We start from the raw sequence: 19,014 nt of genomic DNA, 5'->3' as shown, positions 1-19,014 counted from the left end.
GTCCACATAGATTCTCTCACACTAGAAAATACCTTCTCGAAGTAAAAAGAGTATACTCCGCAAACGCACCATCCAGTCACCACATAATAAAGAACAAGGGACTTGTATGCGCTATTTCATTATTTTCGCACTATGCATCTTAGCCATCTCAACCGTTTATGTTGTTCACAACAACGACGACACAATACCTGCTTCGGCGTCGACTTCTCTTGATAGAACGACAACAGCGCCAGAAAATCAACGTCAGAACACCATTCGCCAACACACAGCAACCCTAGATAAAGCTCGCATAATCGCTGCGGATAAAGAGCCCAATAATTGGCTCGCTCATGGGCGCACATACGATGAAGCACGATTTAGCCCGCTAGATAAAATTAATACTAAAAACGTCGCTCAATTAGGTTTGGCCTGGCATTACGATTTACACAGTAATCGAGGTCTCGAGGCAACACCGATTGTTGTCGACGGCGTTATGTTCACCACGGCGGCATGGAGCATTGTCTACGCACACGATGCGCGTAACGGCGAACTGCTCTGGCAATACGATCCAAAGGTACCCAAAGCATGGGGCGCCAAGGCCTGTTGTGACGCAGTGAATCGTGGTGTCGCGGTTTGGAAAGGCAAGGTATTTGTCGGCACCTTAGATGGCTACCTGGTGGCGTTAGATGCCGCTAGCGGTGAAGAAGTGTGGAAGATAAATACCATTGATCGCAATAAGCCTTACACCATCACGGGTGCACCACGGGTTATCAACGATAAAGTCATCATTGGCAACGGCGGCGCTGAATACGGTGTGCGTGGTTACATCACGGCTTATGATACGAATACCGGCAAACAGGCCTGGCGTTTTTATACGGTGCCTGGCAATCCTCAAGAGGGTTTCGAATCAAACGCATTAAAAAGAGCGGCTGATACGTGGAGCGGCGAATGGTGGCGCTACGGTGGTGGTGGCACAGTCTGGGATTCAATGGCCTATGACCCTGAATTGGATTTATTGTATATCGGTACCGGCAACGGTTCGGTTTGGAACCGACAAGTACGTAGCCCCGATGGCGGCGACAATTTATTTTTATCGTCTATTATCGCTATCAATCCCAACAACGGTGAATATGTGTGGCACTACCAAACGACGCCAGGTGATAGCTGGGATTACACGGCCACGCAACATTTAATTTTGGCCGACTTAACTATTGACGGCGCGCAACGCAAAGTCATTATGCAAGCACCGAAAAATGGATTTTTTTATGTTATTGATCGTGTCACTGGCGACTTTATTTCCGCGAACAATTATGTGCCGGTCACGTGGGCTTCACACATCGATCCAAATACCGGCCGACCAGTAGAAACGGCCAATGCGCGTTACCAGGCGGATAATCCTTTGGCAGCATTGCCGCCGGAGCAACAAGTCGCCGCATTAAAATCACTCACCACGGCGCAACTTGAATCGGCATTTCACAAACCCTCACCCTTTGGTGGTCACAATTGGCACCCGATGTCCTACAGCCCCGAAACTGGTCTTGTGTATATTCCAGCTATGGATATTCCTTATGCCTACGGAAATGAACCTGCCTTTGAGTACCAAGAAGGCCGCTGGAATTTAGCGATTGATTGGCAATTAAATGCAGCGACGGGTGATGAGGAATTAGATGACCGAATTGCGGGCACCGTACGCGGACATATTTCGGCGTGGGACCCGGTCACTCAAACCGAAAAATGGCGAGTACAACATGCAGGCTCGTGGAACGGCGGAATGCTATCCACCGCAGGCAATATTTTATTTCAGGGAACAAGTCACGGTCAGTTTGTCGCGTATAACGCAAAAACCGGCGAGCAACTTTGGGCAAGCGAAGCGCAAACCGGCATTGTCGCACCGCCTATTACCTACGCCATTGACGGCGAACAATATATTACCGTCGTCGCAGGCTGGGGCGGCACCTTCCCGCTCGCCGCAGGGAAAGCGGCCGAAAAAATTGGCCAAACGCATCGCGGTCGTATTCTCACCTATAAGCTAGGGGGAACCGATCAACTGCCACCGTTAAATACCTCTGTCGACGTCCTACCAGCGCTACCTGCATTTAACGCTAGCAGCGAAACATTACGACAAGGCAAAGCACTTTATCATCGCTACTGCGGTGTGTGTCATGGGCCGGGTGTACAAGGCGGCGGCGTGATTGCGGACCTTCGCTTTATGGGTGAAGCAAAACACGCCATGTTCAATGACATTGTACTGGGTGGCGTCTTTAGCGATCTTGGCATGGTGAGTTTTGCGGATGTCATGGATGAAAAGGATACTGCAGCTATTCAAGCTTATGTTCTTTCGGAAGGTCATCGGCTAAGACGCACAAAGACAATTGAAAGCCATTAGTTTTTATCGATCTAACGACAGCTATCACACACATTATAAACACAGGTAACTCAACACTAGTGGCTTTGTTTATAGGGCTTAACGATTCGGAAAAAGCTGAGTAATTCTGTTATTCTCTTCGCGCCATACATTTCACAGCACGCAATTTAAATGCGCGCTATTTGTCCGTTACCCTTGCAGTAGTCAAACGTTCGAGTCAACAAGTACTGCTGCAGCTCTTTATTAGGAAGACAACATGACATTACGAATTGATGAATTATTTACTGTGGCCGGCAAAGTGGCCGTTGTAACCGGTGGCTCACGTGGCATCGGTTACATGATCGCCCACGCACTCGTGGAGAACGGTGCAAAGGTGTATATCACTGCACGCAAAGCCGGACCCTGCTTGGAAGCAGCGGCAGAGTTATCGACAATGGGCGAGTGTATTGCAATACCCGGTGATCTTGCGACCGACGAAGGGCGCCAAAAGTTTGTTGACGATATCAAACAACGTGAATCAAAAATTGATATTTTGGTCAATAACGCCGGCGCGGCATGGGGTGCTCCCTTTGAGTCTTTCCCCGATGATGGTTACGACAAGGTGTTTAATATTAACGTTCGCGCAATTTTTATGTTGACACGCGATTTATTACCACTTCTCGAGAAAGATGCGTCGCGCGAAAGCCCAAGTAAAATCATTAATATCGGTTCAATTGACGGCTTACGTATATCAACAACGGACAACTATTCCTACGGTGCCAGTAAAGCCGCTGTGCATCACTTAACGAAAAATTTAGCGGTTCGATTGGCAGACAAAGGTTTAAACATCAATGCGATAGCACCCGGGCCTTTTGAAAGTAAGATGATGGCACAAACATTAAAAGACCATAAGGAGCGCATTGAAAGCGGTATTCCAATGGGTCGCATTGGCCGCCCACAGGATATGGGTAGCTTAGCACTGTTCTTGTCGTCCCCTGCCAGCAACTATGTCACGGGGCAAATCATTGCACTCGACGGCGGTAGTAATATTGCGAATGCACAAAAGCGCACTGACGACTGATTTGAGTCCAGCACCAATAAAAAAACGCCGTACTGTTTTACACTGTACGGCGTTTTTTTATATCAGCGTATTATGAATACGTTGCTATGAGACAAGCATTAGTGTGCGTGACCGTGGGCAACTTCTTCTTCAGACGCTTCACGAATTTGCATAATTTCTACTGAGAAATTTAATGCAACGCCAGCCAACGGATGGTTCGCGTCAATAGTCACTTCATCACCTTCAACGGCTTTTACAACAACTTGTTGTACCTGCCCATTTGGGCCTTGCGCGTTAAATGTCATACCTTCTTCAACTTTATCAACACCTTGAAATAAAGACTTGTCGATAGTCTGCACAAGCTCGGGAACCACTTCACCATACCCTTCGGCTGCTTCTACACGTACATCGAGTTTATCACCCGTTGTTTTACCGACTAAGGCATTTTCTAAGCCCGGAATTATATTGCCTGACCCATGCAAGTAATTAAGTGGATCTCGGCCCTCAGAAGTGTCAATAACTTCGCCTTCATCATTTTTCAGTGTGTAATGCATGCTAACGACGACTTTGTCGCCTATCAATAAGGACATGATGTCTCCCAATCTGTGTTAGTTAAGCCTATGAAAATAGCCAACGACATTGTTGGTCAATGAGTCATATTTTCAACGGATTAATTTAGTGAAAGTTCTCTGGAAAACCGCAATCGTTTATCCAATAGAGCCTGACGGCAGGGTGCCATTCACGTAAACACTATGTAGAAGTCACAATGTCCCATGAAAATGATCGGTATTAGAGCAGACGCGGCGCTGCGACTCGAATTGTCTCACAAATGGACTATTGATAACAGGTCAGCCCAGGGCGGGATAATGCACATGAAGAGTGCAGAACCAAGTAGGAGTGAGAAACCAAGTAGGACTGCGAAACCAGTGCCGCTATTAATCGAGATACTGTTCAAACATCAAATTAACGGAAGCCAAGCGCGCACTTAACATCGCTAATGACTCCTTCAGTTGTGATAGGTCACCGTCTCGCGCCGCCGACTCAAGCGCCGCCGCAGCTTCCATGGTGCTGTTAGCGCTGATATTCCCGGCCACACCTTTTATAGTATGTGCAAGTTCACGAGCTGTTTGCACATCCTCCGCACGCACTGCTTCCTCTAATGCTTGTAATCGGTTTGGCATTTCGCCCAGGAACATCTTCATTAGTACCACTAAGCGCTCTTCTTTTCCTCGAACACGTTTAAGCGCCGAGCCTTTATCCCACAGGTCTGTATTGCTTGGTGCTTCGACATACGGTTGTGCAAATGTGTGGTCGACTCCACCGGATTGTATCAACGCCCATTTCGTCATCATTCGCTCCAATGCACCGGAATCGATCGGCTTGGATAAGTAGTCATTCATCCCCGATGCTAAACAGCGCTCTCGATCACCGCGCATCGCGTTGGCGGTCAGCGCAATAATAATACTGTCACTATGGCGCTCACCTGCATCACCACGACGAATTGATTCACTCGCTTGATAGCCGTCCATTTCGGGCATTTGGCAATCCATAAGGATGAAGTCATAGGGGTCTGCACTTGCTAGTTTATGCAAGGCCTCTAAGCCATTATCTGCAAAATCAGGGTGAAGGTTGTATTCATCTAAAATGCCTGCGATCACTTCTTGGTTAATTTTATTGTCTTCCACTACCAACACTCGTTTATTTTCCATCAGTGACGCATGTGTTGGTCCAGTTATTTCATCTTCAGTATGACCAGACCAATCTTTACGATAGGTTCCTTCACCCAACACAATAGCCGCAAGCGCATGAACTAAATCATCGAGAGTTAGCGGCTTCGAAAACGAAAAGCTCACACCGCACCGGGTGAGAATTCGTGGGTCCGAATGGTCTTCGATTTGAGTCATAAGAACAATACATGTCTCCGCCGACAAGGGTGCTAATGCCTGTATCTTTTCTAACATATTGTCTTCGAGGTTATTTGCTAACCAATAACCCATCGAAGGACACACCTGAATGCTTAGCCCCCACGAGATATTGTTCTACCTCATTTACGGACTTCGCCGTTTTTACATTCGCACCTAATTTTGTAAGTTGATTCACTATGGCATCTACCGCCGCTTGATTAGAATCAGCAACGAGCAGCTTAACATCTCCCATCACATCAGCGATGTCTCGCCGCAATCCGACGCCTTCTGTGCAATGCTCTAAGCCACAGTCAACGAAAAACTCAAAACAGCTGCCCATCCCGACCTTGCTCTCTACTTTGATGTCCCCACCCATCAATTGACAAAGCTTTCTCGATATAGCCAGCCCCAAAGCAGTACCGCCGTACTTACGCGTGGTCGAGGCGTCAACTTGTGTAAACGATGAAAATAACTCAGCAATTTTTTCTTTAGGAATACCGACACCCGAGTCAATTATTTTACAAACTAACCGAGTATCAACAGGGGATTGCTTTTCTAAGCTCGCAATAATTTTAATTTCACCCCGGTCTGTAAACTTAATTGCATTGCCTAATATATTGGTGAGTATTTGCCGAATACGCGTTGGGTCACCAATGATTGTCTGATAGTTGACGTTTGTTTGATCTAAGATCAACTCGACCTTTTTATGCTGGGCCTTGACCGCCATTGCTTCCGCCACTTCACCCAGCAAATCTCGCACACGAAAAGCAATGTACTCGACATCCATCCTACCTGCTTCGATCTTTGAAAAATCCAAGATATCGTTGATTAGAGACAATAGCGACTTGCCACTGGACTCCGCCAAACCGAGTTTGTGGCGTTGCGCTCTATCTAGATTGGTTTTTTTAAGCAACTCTATCATGCCCAGCATGCCATTCATGGGTGTACGAATTTCGTGGCTCATACTCGCCAAAAACTGTGACTTGGCGAGGTTTGCCTGATCGGCTTTATCTTTCGCTTCGAGAAGCTCAGCCGCTTGTTGCTCCATAATCTTTCTGCTTGCACTATTGCGTTCTACCAGCGAGTTGTAAGCATTAACGAGAAGACCCAACTCATCTTTTGATCCATGCTCGATTTTTTTGGTCAGCTCACCTCGATGTGTAATTTGCTCAATTATCTTTTGCCTAAACCTTCTCAGTGGCGAGGTTACTACAGCGCTTTGGACCCAAAATACACCCGCGAGTATCAGCAGCAAGCCTATTAAATAGCTAGCACTAACCGCGTAGATTTCTTGAATACCACTGGCCAATAATTGGTCGGGGTTGAGCGACAAAATCACGTGAAATGTTCTTAGTCTATTAACCGAACTATCGATCAATTGAATAGATAGCAGACGAATACCTTTGTCCAAGCTATCGCCAACCGGCGCACTTTCACCCGACACATAGTGCAGATAGTCAGATAGAATCTGCGATGGTAGGTTATCGACTCCCTGGTACTGCAGATTTTCTTGGCTCGATGCATAAATCTGATTTTTTCGGGGATCGACGACATAAATTTCACGTATAAAATCTTTCGCTGCGATATTGAATGTGATGCGCTGTAGATTCTCTGCCGATGAATTTGCTTCTGAGGCAATAACTAATGTATCCCCCAAGTGATCAGCTTCTTGCACTAATCGTTGTTGAATTGCGCGCTCAACGCGTAGATATTCAACCGCAATCAAACCTAATAACGACAACAAACCGACAACTAGAACCGGCAGCATCAGTTTAAACGATAATGATTGGTAAAAATGTGTCTTAATGGCTTTCAATGATCTACACCTTGACGACCCTGCAAGCTATTATCTTTTTAAAGCCTATAGACATTACTGCTGCCTATAGGCTAGCAAGCCCAACTCTTGGCAGTTATATTCAATAGCGCCTACACGATTAAGTACATCACAAACAGATTTCGCTCGTTGGTCCAGCTCGGCGGGCTTACTGAAAATAGCTTTCTGTTCCTCATAGCCAATAATTTTCAGATCACCTAGCGCTTCTCGGAATTCTTCACTCGTAATACCTTCTCTCTGCGCCATAACATCATAAGCCATGTCAGGATTTTGCTCAGCGTAGTCCAGCACTTTTTTCCAAACGTTACGCAACTTCTCAACAAAATTTGGATAGTTTTCCAAGACGTCATTAGCAACTGCAACCGTATCAACAATTTCATAGGGAATTTCGGCTGAGCTAAAAATTATTGATCTATTGGGTTGTTTTAGAATTTCTAACGAGATCGGAGGGTAGGTAACAAATGCATCAATATTGCCAGCATCCATCGCTCTAGCACCGCTACTTTGTTCAACATTAACAAGCTCAACGTCATCTAGTGAGAATCCCGATTCTTCTAAAGCACGCGACAACAAATAAATGCCGAGGGAGCCAATCTCGCAGCCTACACGTACACCTTGTATGTTTTCCATCGATTCAACAAGGTTGCTGGCGACAATCACATCGCCACCGTTCGAAAAATCAGGAACAAGAACAATCTTGAGGGGCCGACCACCCAACGCTTGAGATTGAACAGCTTCGATTATGGTACTGGCTAATCCATCCACTCGACCATGAATATAGGCTCTCTGCGCATCTGACAATGATCCGAAAGGGACAAGCTCAACAGGTAAGTTTTCCGTGTCAAAGTAACCAAGATGTTCAGCCAGATACAAAAATTCGTATCCTGGCCACGGGTTGATCGCAATTTTGATGGTCTCTTGCGGCGGCTTTCCACAGCCAAGCAGTAAACAACTAACAATAGCGAACGACAGACAGAGTAAACGCACGGTACACCTCGAGTTGGGGCAACTCTACTCAGTGTAGCAATGCTTTAAAGAAAACAAAGGAAGGAAGAACCGCCCTACTGCAAAGTGCAATAAGAGCGATTCGAGTAAGAATAGATGGACCTAAACCAAATAACTAAGGCCCTATTGGTTACTATTTATCAGCGAGAAACTTCTTAGCGTCTTCAATGCCACCCATATTTTGAACATTGGTGTAACCCATCTCTTCTAATGCCTTTTCTGCTTTACCCGCGCGTCCACCGCTGCGGCAATAAAGTTTAATGGGTGCATCTTTGTCTTCAGTGATCGCCGCAATTTTGCCGGTAATCTCATCGTAAGGAATGTGTACCGCTTGCTCGAGATGCCCACTATTCCATTCTTTCTCTGTGCGCACATCAATCCAGATATCATCTGAAGCAAAGGCACCCATTGAAAATAGTGATACCTTTAACAAAACGCAGACCATTATGGCTTTTGTTAGATATTTCATTGTTCAACGCTCTCCTGTTTTCATGGCTATTTATATCACTTAACGATAAGACGCTTTATAAGCGCTTTAGCTTACAGATTCAACCGACTTCGACAAAAGCAATGCGTTTTTTACCAGCGATACGATATGAATCAATATTTGCTGCCAGTTTACACGCAAACTACACTGGCAAAGATTCATCGCATTATCACTGTCGTCAACACCAATACGCTTGCGGAGTTAAACACAACAATGACGCAGCCCCTAACGTTGGAACAACTCCAACACTGTTTAGCCAATGACGTAGATGCTGAACATGTGGCAACACGTCTGAACTTAGAAGAATCTCACCATCAAAACGTTATTCGCTGGCACCGAAAGTTTTTTCATTTAGAAAACTGGTATTCCATTCACAGCTTAATGCGCGGGTGCCTGCGCCTTGCTGGCTTACTTAAACGGGGTGAAGACAACACACACAAGCTGAAAGTTGTTAACAACACCATTCATTTACCCCATTTACCGCCCGCATTCGATGGCTTTAGGATCCTTCACCTTAGTGATTTGCATCTCGATATGGATGATTCGAGAGTCAACGTTGTTGCGTCCACACTGGCGACTCTCGAGTACGATATATGCGTTCTGACCGGGGATTATCGTGCCGATACATTTGGCGATAGCGCGCGCTCTATGCAATTATTAGCTCAACTGCGCGAACACATTAACAGCGATATCTACGCTGTGCTCGGCAACCATGATTCAATTCGTATGGTGCCATTTATGAATGACATGGGCATCAAAACCCTAATTAATAGCGCTGTTTCACTGAGAAAAGGCCGAGATATTATTTCGTTAGCAGGTGTTGATGATGGGCACTATTTTCAGTTAGACAATATTGAAAAAGTGGCAACCACACTCGAGCCAACACGCTTCACTATCTTGCTGTCACACACACCAGAATTATTTCATATTGCACAACAGGCCCATTTTGATTTATTTTTTTGCGGCCATACACACGGAGGGCAGATCTGCCTTCCTGGCGGATTACCCATAATCTTAGAATCACGCTGCCCCAGACAGCTGGGCAAAGGGAACTGGCAATACCAACAAATGCATGGTTACACTTCCGTGGGAGCGGGAACTTCAATCATCAATGTACGATTAAACTGTCCACCGGAAGTAGCTGTCCATACATTACGTTGCAACGGCTTTAGCACTTAATAGGGAACTTTGCGCAAACCTAATTTAAATAATATGGGTGATAGTAAAATATCACCCGCCACAAAAACTAATGCACTACTCAAAGCCACCGTTAGGCTAACCTCAAAAAATATAACGACAAACAGTCCAGGAATGATGGCTTCAGGTAGTTGGTCAACTCCACTGCACCGCGCACTCGAGGGCATCTCTAAGCGGCGTTTTGCAAAACTTGACAGCAAATCACCGAGCATTGCGCGTAACGCGATTACACAACCAAACAACCAGGATAATTGCAACACGCAGGCCAACACCATACATGCCGCGATAGACGTAAAGACACCCCGCCAGGTTTTACTCTCGCCAAATACTCGGTTGCCATCTGAGAAACGATGATACCCATCGACCGGAAAGTCAAAGTCATGGAGAAATAGTTTCCTAGCGATAACCGGAGCACCATTTGCTGCGAATAATAGAAGCACACATTCAATTAACAGCATGTTTCACCTCACCGATACAACGTAGCGTCAGGCCCAGCGCAAAATTGCTGAATGACATCTCAAGCTTTGTGTTAAATCGACGACATAGCAAGTTTTTTTATGACCAGTTTGCTTTCAAAAAACGAATGGAATATAGCATCCATTTATATCTTGAGACTTGCCACTATATTTTCGGGGTGTTTGTGAAATTTCTGTGAGTGTTAGAACTATTTATTCTTAGATGTGAGAAACTGAAAAAACCAACTAGGCCATAGTGATTTAAGTAATAGAAAGAGACCACAGGCCAAACTGCACCCAATGGCGTTGGCTAACATATCAAAGCCGCTCAGTTGACGACCGGTCAATTGTTGCATTATTTCGATGAAAACTGAGTAACACCACAGTGCCACGATAGCGGTGAGATAGTGCCGTCGATAGCCCCAGGCAGCACTGAGCGACCCGCCAATAACGAACCAACCAAACACATGCAGCGCTTTATCCCAGATAGAGACAAAAATATCACCATGGTCCGGTTTTAACGAAAGGTAGGTAATGAGAGAAAGAAGGGAAACAAACTGCAGCCAAGCCAGCCAACACCAAAGCAGTTTAAACTTCGCTACAGTTTTCATCTTTAAATGGAGCAGTTAACGAATCATTAATTAACTGTTTTGTTGTCAGCCTCACCGGCTTTTTCTTTTGCCTGCTGTAACCATTGCAGATACAAGGCATCGAAGTTAACGGGTGGCAACATGAGCGCAGGGAAACTCCCTTTTACGATAACGTTGTCGATTGTTTCCCGTGCATAAGGGAAAAGAATTTGTAAACAGGTGGTGCTTAACACTTGTGCTAATTGCTCGTTTTCAAGGCCCTTAACAAAGAACACGCCGGCTTGTTGCAACTCAATTAGAAATACAACTTTATCCTCAAGCTTAACGGTAACGGTGAGGCTCAAGACCACTTCGTAAGCATCGTCACCTACTTTGGCATTTTTCGCGTTAATTTCTTGATTAACCTGTGGCTTCCATTGCTGACTGAAAGCCTCTACCCCCATAGGCGCTTCAAAAGATAAATCTTTGATGTAAATACGCTGTAGCGCGAATTGCTGGCCAGCCTGGCCTTCAGTTTCGTTTGCCGTTGGTTGCTGTTCGTCGGCCATTGTTTACTCCAAATAAAAACTAAAATTTAAATAATGTACGTTATAAAAGTTACTTAACCACTGGAAGGTTCTGAGCCTCCCATTCGGACATACCGCCACTCAATCGATTCACTTGGAAATCTTTACCACGCAAGGTATTGCCAACACCACCGGTGTGCTGGCCCATTTTGTCCACCAAGATTATGGTCTTCGCTTTGTGGGGTTCCAACTCTTGCCAGCGGTCATTGATTTTATTGAAGGGGATATTCAGTGCATTCACAATATGGCCGGTTTTGTAGTCAGACGGGTCACGCACATCAACGAGTATGGCTTCGTCGTTATTCATCATGCGCGTTAACTCGTGGGTGCTTACGGTTTTACCGCCACGACGCTTTTCGTTCCAAACGAAGGTGTAAATTAACGCGAGCAGCACACCAACTAAAATGTATTGCTCACTAATAAAAATAAAAAAGTCCACGGTTACTCATATTCCTCTCTCTGGGGCTACCTCTTGGTAAGGTGCCAAACCCAGGCCATGAGCACCTGAGCGGGCCAGGAGTATACACTATCAATCTAGCAATTTCGCGGCCCAGACGGTCCTGTCCTGCCCAGGCTTCCGGCTATCACACCAATAGCGTGAGTGAATAGAGTTCGTGGCGTTAACCCAGTAGAATGGTGGGTCTAGACTTCTTGGTCTCCAGAAATGCGCTGTCTCGACAGATACTCTCTATGGAGGAGCCCAAGCAACCCCTTAGCCCTCTGTACGGAATACGAGACCCCCTTATGAGCGATCAGAAAAAGCCATTGTTGTTAATCGTTTTAGACGGTTTTGGCTATTCTCCGGCCCCCAAATACAATGCCATCATGACGGCAAACACCCCCACTTGGGACGCACTGTGGGCGAATAAGCCACATACACTCATCCACACCTCTGGCATGGCAGTTGGCTTACCTGAGGGGCAAATGGGTAACTCCGAGGTGGGGCACATGACACTGGGAGCTGGCCGTGTGGTTTACCAAAATTACACCCGCATCAATAAAGCCATTGAAGACGGCAGTTTCAATACAAACCCTGTCTACTTGGAGGCCATTGACAAGGCGGTTAACGCAGGCAAAGCCGTGCATATCATGGGCTTACTGTCTCCCGGTGGCGTTCACAGTCATGAGGAACACATCTTCGCGATGATTAAGCTCGCCGCATCTCGCGGTGCTAAAGAAATTTATCTGCATGCGTCACTCGACGGTCGCGACATGCCACCCCGCAGCGCTGAACCCTCACTAGCAAAAGCCGATGCTGTGTTTAAAGAGGTAGGTGTTGGCAGGGTCGCCACCATCGTGGGCCGCTTCTACGCACTTGATCGCGATAACCGCTGGGATCGAGTACAAGCCGCCTACGACGTGATGGTCGACGGTAAGGCTGAATATCAGGCCAATAGCGCTGTTGAAGGCTTAGCTGCGGCTTACCAACGCGATGAGAATGATGAGTTTGTTAAACCTACCGTGATCGGCGATAAAGTAACCATTAACGACGGTGATTCAGTCATATTTATGAATTTCCGCCCCGACCGCGCGCGCCAGATTTCGCAGGTTTTCGTCAATGCTGATTTTGATCAGTTCCCCGCTCGTAAGCCTGCCATTGCCGCTTTTGTGCAGACAACAGAGTACAGCAGCGACCTAGATGCACCGATTGCTTTTCCGCCACAAAGCCTAGAAAACTCCATGGGCGATTACTTGGCAAAACAGGGGAAAACACAATTACGTATCGCTGAAACGGAAAAGTACGCACACGTAACCTTCTTTTTCAGCGGCGGCCAAGAAGACTTGTACGGCGGTGAAGATCGCGAGCTAATCCCCTCTCCCCAAGTCGCCACCTACGATCTAAAACCCGAGATGAGTGCTTACGAGGTGACCGACAAACTGGTGGCCGCCATCGAATCCGGCAAGTACGACACCATCGTCTGTAACTACGCCAACTGCGACCAGGTTGGCCATACCGGCGATTTCGACGCGGCGGTAAAAGCGGTTGAAGTCGTCGACGAATGCTTAGCAAAAGTCATCGCCGCGAGTGACAACGTTGGCGGTGAACTACTCATAACAGCCGACCACGGTAACGTAGAGGAAATGTTCGACGACGCCACAGGGCAACCTATGACGCAGCACACCACTTTACCCGTTCCGTTAGTCTACGTCGGCGGTCGCGACCTATCTTTCAATGGCGAAGGCAGCCTCGCCGATGTTGCCCCAACCATGTTGGCAATGATGGGCTTGGCACAACCGAAGGAAATGACTGGAAAAATTCTGGTAAACCTATAGATTTAGGTAAGCCCGCTTCATAACGTGGCGGGCTTTTTTAAAACGATCACTTGCAATAAGTGTAACCAAGAAATGGCTTGAGCGGCTAAGCAAAAGCCACCCCAAAAGCCAACCTATAAAAAGGAACGCATCGTGAAAAAAATACTGGCCAGTGCGCTTGTGGTTTGCAGCGTTGGTTGGGCTCTCCCCAGCTTCGCGCAAGACGCATCTGAAGCGGAGTACCAAGCCAAACTTGAAGCCTTGCAAAGTACCATTAAAGAGCTTGAAGACGAATTATCCACTGTTAAAGATTCACGCGGTAAATTGCTCGACCAACTCGAGTCGAATGAGACCCGCGTCAACGAGCTGCTCGACAAAATTGATGAAATCAAAGCTGACCTGGAAGCAGAAGGCCAAGCGCTGATTCAATTGCAGCAACAGCGTCAACAACTCGCAAGCGAGCAATCCTCCCAAAAGAAGCACATAGCCCAGCAGGTACGCACTTCGTACCGGCTGGGCAAACAAAGCAACTTGAAGCTCCTCCTCAATCAGGATGACCCTCAAGCGATATCGCGCATGGTGAAGTACTACGACTACGTACTCCGTGCGCGCACCGAAAAGCTCGCACACTATGCGGCAACGGTTGATGAACTTAACCGTGTCGAGCCTGCCATCCACACAAAAACCGCACACCTAAAACGTAACCGCCAAGCATTACAGGATCGCTACAAAGACCTCACGTCGGCACAACAACAGCGGCAAGAGACGCTAGCGCGACTAGATGCAACCATCAAAACTAAAGACGAAGAACTCCGCAAAGCCAGCCAAGACCAGGCCGCTATCGAGCGTGTATTAAGTCGCCTACAAAGCGTCACTGGATCCGACACGGTCAGCTACCGACCATTTGCCAGCGACACCACACCCTTCACCAAACTCAAAGGAAAGTTGCCCTGGCCAGCAAAGGGCAATCTCAGCCACAAATTTGGCAGCTACCGGGTCGCGGGCAAGCTCAAATGGGATGGCGTCGTCATCAGCGCCAAAGAAGGAACTCCTGTTAAAGCGATTCACCACGGCCGAGTCGTATTCGCCGACTACCTTCGCGGTCAGGGTTTGCTCATTATTGTTGATCACGGCGAAGGTTATATGAGCCTCTACGCACACAATCAATCACTGAATAAGCGTGTTGGCAGCTGGGTAACCGCTGGTGAAGTCATTGCCCAGGTAGGCCGCAGTGGGGGGCAAAAACAAGCAGGCCTATACTTTGAAATCCGCCAAAAAGGCCAACCCACCAACCCAAGCCGCTGGTGCGGATGAAGCCGCTTTCTGGGGATTAAGTCGTTACAAACGCGTTTTTATCCATTAGATTTGGGTTAATTCGCTGAATTTAAGACCCCATGTTGGGTCTACACTAGGTATTGGTAACTCGCGCCCCCATAATCACGTATTCGCGAGATGATAAATTTCGAGCCCAGCCGTTTCTCGGCTCGACAGGAGATCAACATGTTGCCCTTGGGCTTTCGTCAACAACACCTTAAATCTGCTGCGACAAGCATTACGGCTTTGATGGCCAGTATCCTCTGCCTGACCGGTACAAGCTGGGCCGAAACCGATACGCCGTCACAACCAGAGGCGCTAAAAGAGATTCAGCAGCCAATGCTTCCGCTGGATGACTTACGCACCTTCGCAAAAGTATTCAACCATATTCGCACTGGCTACGTTGAAGATGTCACCGACAGTGCACTGCTCGAATATGCAATCAAAGGCATGCTCACTGAGCTAGACCCTCACTCCGCCTACTTAGACTCAAGCTCGTTTGAAGACCTTCAGGTGAATACCACCGGTGAATTTGGCGGACTAGGTATTGAAGTCGGTATGGAAAATGGCTTCGTCAAAGTTATCTCACCCATTGACGATACGCCCGCCGCACGCGCGGGTGTCGAGGCCGGCGACCTCATCATTAAGCTCGATGAAAAACCCGTAAAAGGAATGTCGATCTCAGAAGCCGTCGACAATATGCGCGGCCCAATCGGCAGTGAAATTCGTATCACCGTGGTGAGAGATGGCATTGATCAACCTTTTGAATTAACCCTGGTACGCGACACCATCAAGGTCACCAGCGTACGCTCGCGGATGGTAGAACCCAATTATGGCTACCTGCGCATCGCACAGTTTCAACTACATACCGGCTCGGAAGTAGTGTCGGCTGTGGAAAAGCTGAAGTCCGAAAGCGACGATTTACGCGGCATTATTCTCGACCTCCGCAACAACCCTGGTGGCGTTTTGCAAGCCTCAGTCGAAGTAGCTGATGCGTTCTTAGACGAAGGCACTGTGGTCTACACCGAAGGCCGTCTGACCGATGGCAATCTGAGTTACAGTGCAAACCCTGGTGATATTCTCGACGGATTGCCCATGGTGGTCCTGGTAAATGATGGATCGGCTTCAGCATCAGAAATTGTTGCCGGCGCTTTGCAAGATCACGGACGAGCAATCATTGTCGGGACACAAAGCTTTGGTAAAGGCTCTGTGCAAACCGTGATTCCCATCAGTGATGATCGCGCCATCAAAATGACCACGGCTCTCTACTTTACACCCAACGGCCGCTCGATTCAGGCGCAAGGCATCACGCCAGATATCAACGTCGAGCGCGCTAGGGTAACCACCATCAAACCGCAATTGCGCACTACCGAGGCAGACCTCAACAACCATCTCGGCAATGGTAATGGCGGCAACGACAATGGCTCAAACGAACGTGAACAGCGCGCAGCCTCGAGTGATAACCTAGCCGAGCGAGATAACCAACTCTCTGAAGCATTGAACCTTTTAAAAGGTATTCATGTGTTCGGTAAGCATGGCCCCAAAGCAGTGACAAAAATGGCGCAGAAAGATATCTAAAGACGCTGTAAAACGACACATTGATCAAGTTCACAAAGGGGGGGGTGAATGCGATTAACTGACTGGGATAGCTTCAGCCTTTGCCCGAAGAAAGCGCTTGTGAGTTTCATCCTCTGCGCCTTGATGATCTTTGGTGTTGCCGTCACGGTCAGCGCTAACGGCACACTACCCCCTCCACTGACACAAAAGCGCCTGGCGCAACCACCAACCCTCCCGTCTCAAGTCCAGATTGCCATCATCATTGACGACATTGGATACAGCTGGCGTCAGGGAGCCGATGCGGCTGCCTTACCGGGCCCAGTCACGCTGGCGATCATCCCTCACAGCCCCCATGGAGCAAAATTGGCAAGAGCCGGACACCAACAGGGGAAAGAAATTATGCTGCACGTCCCCATGAGCAATGTGCTCGACAAGCCGCTAGACGCTGGCGCGTTAACAGAGGACATGCCTTATGCGATGTTCATGCGCACGCTGCATGAAAATCTCAAAGCAGTCCCTCACGTGCGTGGAATCAACAACCACATGGGCAGCAGGTTGACCCAGTTGAAGCAGCCCATGCGCTGGCTGATGGAAACGCTTAAAGACCAACATCTTTATTTCGTCGATAGCAGGACTAGCCCTCATAGCGTCGCCTGGAAAACGGCTCGCGAAACACACGTGCCAACTCTCCAGCGTGACTATTTCCTCGACAACGACGTCGATCTCGCCAGCATCGCATTCCAATTTGGCCGCTTCCTGCAAATGGCAAAACGGAATGGCCAAGGCGTCGCCATTGCCCACCCGCACCCCGAAACCATTCAAGTATTGCGTACCGCCATCCCTTTACTGGAGCGATCTGGCGTCCGTTTAGTCCCGGTATCTGACCTTTTATCCGCGGAAGACAACCCGCAGACATTGATACATATGCCATCAAACACCTCGATTGATGGTCCACAGGACTATAAATCCCCCTTTTTTACCCGATAATCGAATAAAAAAGCAGCAATACCAGCCAAAAGTTGTATAGGCATTGAGCAGCAAAAGCGCTAGTATTATGTCTTACAGCGCTAGATTTACTCGTGCAGGCAATTTATTGCCCACTGGAAAGCTAAGTCATGGTGCAACTAAGCAGCAATTAAATTGCATTATGTGAACTCCGACACACTTATATCGCGCCCCACTGATTGAGTGCGACTATAGTTAATCGACCATTAAGCATACGGTAAGTATTGTGTCGATCTGGAGTCTAACCACTGAAGGATGCTAGCTATGAAATTTAACCGCACAGGCGAGCAAGGACGAGTACCCGAGAGATCGGATCGTTTCTACTGTCGAGAAGAATACTGGTATTACACAACTCGCGAAGGTGTTGATATCGGTCCTTTCGATTCGCTAGACGATGCAGCCAATGGCGTAAATGAATTTATCGAATACGTGTGCGAAGCTGAGCCGAGCTTCTCTGCAACTTTGCAACAATACAGCAGCCACGCCGCATAACGTCGCCTCCCAACATTACAAAAAAAGCCCAGTACTCTTCTCATTTGTCAGTACTGGGCTTTTTTTATTGTCTCAAGATATTCAGCGTCTAGCCTATAAACGCATCTCTATACCTTGCGCTTGCAAGTGCTGCTTTGCTTCTTCGATTGCCACTTCACGAAAGTGGAAAATGCTCGCCGCTAAGACAGCATTGGCTTTACCTTCTAAAATGCCATCTGCTAAATGTTGCACATTGCCAACGCCACCTGAAGCGATCACTGGAATATCAACCGCTTCACTGACCGCGCGTGTTAATGGCAAATCGAATCCGTCTTTGGTGCCATCACGATCCATACTCGTTAATAAAATTTCACCTGCGCCGTAGGCGGCCATTTTTTTCGCCCACTGAACCACATCAATGCCCGTCGGCTTTCGGCCCCCGTGCGTAAAGATTTCCCAACGAGGTGTTTCACCTTCGCCACTCACGCATTTGGCATCAATTGCCACAACAATACACTGCGCCCCGAAACGCTGAGACGCTTCACGAACGAACTCGGGGTTATGGACCGCAGCAGAATTAATACTGACCTTATCGGCGCCCGCATTGAGCATGCGGCGAATATCTTCGATCGTGCGAATACCACCACCGACGGTTAATGGAATAAATACTTCCTCTGCCATCCGCTCTACAACATGCACCATGGTATCGCGGTCTTCATGGCTCGCCGTGATATCGAGAAACACAACTTCGTCAGCACCTTCCTCGTTGTAACGCTTTGCGACCTCAACTGGATCACCGGCATCACGGATATCGAGAAACTTTACTCCCTTCACCACTCGCCCGTTATCAACATCTAGGCAGGGTATAATGCGTTTTGCTAGAGCCACTTTAACATCCTCGCTGAAAACAATTTCACTCACAAATATTTAAAGACGGGCCTTTACAACCATTGTTTAAAATCAAGATGGTTGCACTTACCTGCGTTTATAAAC

At 47.6% G+C, this 19,014-nt stretch carries 18 protein-coding genes; 8 read left to right on the top strand and 10 right to left on the bottom strand.

Annotated features, from left to right (window positions below):
• Nucleotides 1–106 precede the first annotated feature (106 nt).
• Both ACZ5NB_RS01295 and ACZ5NB_RS01290 read left to right on the top strand, forming a co-directional pair.
• Complete coding sequence (locus tag ACZ5NB_RS01295) at nucleotides 107–2,365, top strand: PQQ-dependent dehydrogenase, methanol/ethanol family (protein ID WP_460231054.1); 2,259 nt, start codon at nucleotides 107–109, stop codon at nucleotides 2,363–2,365.
• Nucleotides 2,366–2,600: 235 nt separating this feature from the next.
• The gene (locus tag ACZ5NB_RS01290) at nucleotides 2,601–3,404 is read left to right on the top strand and encodes an SDR family oxidoreductase (RefSeq protein ID WP_460231053.1); all 804 of its coding nucleotides are present in this window, start codon (nucleotides 2,601–2,603) and stop codon (nucleotides 3,402–3,404) included.
• 98 nt (nucleotides 3,405–3,502) lie between these two features.
• On the opposite strand, the gene ACZ5NB_RS01285 is transcribed toward ACZ5NB_RS01290, so the two are convergent.
• From ACZ5NB_RS01285 to ACZ5NB_RS01265, 5 genes are all read right to left on the bottom strand, one after another.
• Entirely contained in the window at nucleotides 3,503–3,973 is a 471-nt protein-coding gene (locus ACZ5NB_RS01285; protein WP_460231052.1) for an FKBP-type peptidyl-prolyl cis-trans isomerase, read from the bottom strand.
• Nucleotides 3,974–4,318: 345 nt separating this feature from the next.
• A complete protein-coding gene (locus ACZ5NB_RS01280; RefSeq protein ID WP_460231051.1) occupies nucleotides 4,319–5,380 on the bottom strand; it encodes a response regulator in 1,062 nt (353 codons plus the stop codon).
• Nucleotides 5,358–7,103, bottom strand: coding sequence for an ATP-binding protein (locus ACZ5NB_RS01275; RefSeq protein ID WP_460231050.1), 1,746 nt, complete (start codon nucleotides 7,101–7,103; stop codon nucleotides 5,358–5,360). The genes ACZ5NB_RS01280 and ACZ5NB_RS01275 overlap by 23 nt, the downstream gene beginning before the upstream one ends.
• A 54-nt stretch (nucleotides 7,104–7,157) precedes the next feature.
• The gene (locus tag ACZ5NB_RS01270) at nucleotides 7,158–8,108 is read right to left on the bottom strand and encodes an ABC transporter substrate-binding protein (protein ID WP_460231049.1); all 951 of its coding nucleotides are present in this window, start codon (nucleotides 8,106–8,108) and stop codon (nucleotides 7,158–7,160) included.
• Between the two features lie 151 nt (nucleotides 8,109–8,259).
• Nucleotides 8,260–8,595 (bottom strand): rhodanese-like domain-containing protein, encoded by a 336-nt coding sequence (locus ACZ5NB_RS01265; RefSeq protein ID WP_460231047.1) that lies wholly within the window; start codon nucleotides 8,593–8,595, stop codon nucleotides 8,260–8,262.
• A 126-nt stretch (nucleotides 8,596–8,721) separates the two neighbouring features.
• Between ACZ5NB_RS01265 and ACZ5NB_RS01260 the strand changes: the two genes are divergently transcribed.
• A complete protein-coding gene (locus tag ACZ5NB_RS01260) occupies nucleotides 8,722–9,792 on the top strand; it encodes a metallophosphoesterase (protein ID WP_460231045.1) in 1,071 nt (356 codons plus the stop codon).
• On the opposite strand, the gene ACZ5NB_RS01255 is transcribed toward ACZ5NB_RS01260, so the two are convergent.
• The 4 genes from ACZ5NB_RS01255 to ACZ5NB_RS01240 form a co-directional block, all read right to left on the bottom strand.
• A complete protein-coding gene (locus ACZ5NB_RS01255; protein ID WP_460231043.1) occupies nucleotides 9,789–10,268 on the bottom strand; it encodes a CDP-archaeol synthase in 480 nt (159 codons plus the stop codon). The genes ACZ5NB_RS01260 and ACZ5NB_RS01255 overlap by 4 nt on opposite strands.
• 206 nt (nucleotides 10,269–10,474) lie before the next feature.
• Complete coding sequence (locus ACZ5NB_RS01250) at nucleotides 10,475–10,876, bottom strand: VanZ family protein (RefSeq protein WP_460231041.1); 402 nt, start codon at nucleotides 10,874–10,876, stop codon at nucleotides 10,475–10,477.
• Nucleotides 10,877–10,902: 26 nt separating this feature from the next.
• Nucleotides 10,903–11,403: a protein-export chaperone SecB gene (gene secB / locus ACZ5NB_RS01245; RefSeq protein WP_460231039.1), complete on the bottom strand. Its 501-nt coding sequence runs from the start codon at nucleotides 11,401–11,403 to the stop codon at nucleotides 10,903–10,905.
• Nucleotides 11,404–11,452: 49 nt separating this feature from the next.
• Nucleotides 11,453–11,860, bottom strand: a complete 408-nt coding sequence (locus ACZ5NB_RS01240) for a rhodanese-like domain-containing protein (protein ID WP_460231037.1) — start codon at nucleotides 11,858–11,860, stop codon at nucleotides 11,453–11,455.
• Nucleotides 11,861–12,165: 305 nt separating this feature from the next.
• On the opposite strand from ACZ5NB_RS01240, the gene gpmI reads away from it, so the two are divergent.
• The 5 genes from gpmI to ACZ5NB_RS01215 all read left to right on the top strand — a co-directional run bounded on the left by gpmI (nucleotide 12,166) and on the right by ACZ5NB_RS01215 (nucleotide 18,042).
• Nucleotides 12,166–13,695 (top strand): 2,3-bisphosphoglycerate-independent phosphoglycerate mutase, encoded by a 1,530-nt coding sequence (gene gpmI / locus ACZ5NB_RS01235; protein ID WP_460231036.1) that lies wholly within the window; start codon nucleotides 12,166–12,168, stop codon nucleotides 13,693–13,695.
• Nucleotides 13,696–13,827: 132 nt separating this feature from the next.
• A complete protein-coding gene (locus ACZ5NB_RS01230; RefSeq protein ID WP_460231035.1) occupies nucleotides 13,828–14,988 on the top strand; it encodes a murein hydrolase activator EnvC family protein in 1,161 nt (386 codons plus the stop codon).
• Between the two features lie 249 nt (nucleotides 14,989–15,237).
• Nucleotides 15,238–16,566: a S41 family peptidase gene (locus ACZ5NB_RS01225; RefSeq protein ID WP_460232077.1), complete on the top strand. Its 1,329-nt coding sequence runs from the start codon at nucleotides 15,238–15,240 to the stop codon at nucleotides 16,564–16,566.
• Nucleotides 16,567–16,614: 48 nt separating this feature from the next.
• Nucleotides 16,615–17,532, top strand: a complete 918-nt coding sequence (locus ACZ5NB_RS01220; RefSeq protein WP_460231034.1) for a divergent polysaccharide deacetylase family protein — start codon at nucleotides 16,615–16,617, stop codon at nucleotides 17,530–17,532.
• A gap of 282 nt (nucleotides 17,533–17,814) precedes the next feature.
• A complete protein-coding gene (locus ACZ5NB_RS01215) occupies nucleotides 17,815–18,042 on the top strand; it encodes a DUF6316 family protein (protein ID WP_460231033.1) in 228 nt (75 codons plus the stop codon).
• 93 nt (nucleotides 18,043–18,135) lie between these two features.
• Here ACZ5NB_RS01215 and hisF read toward each other — a convergent pair whose 3' ends face one another.
• On the bottom strand, nucleotides 18,136–18,909 hold the full coding sequence (hisF, locus tag ACZ5NB_RS01210; RefSeq protein WP_460231031.1) for an imidazole glycerol phosphate synthase subunit HisF: 774 nt from the start codon (nucleotides 18,907–18,909) through the stop codon (nucleotides 18,136–18,138).
• Nucleotides 18,910–19,014: the final 105 nt, after the last annotated feature.

The sequence above is a fragment of the Aurantivibrio plasticivorans genome (genome assembly GCF_055392955.1).
The sequence above is the reverse complement of the archived record's forward strand: the minus strand, read 5'-3'. Positions and strand labels throughout refer to the sequence as shown.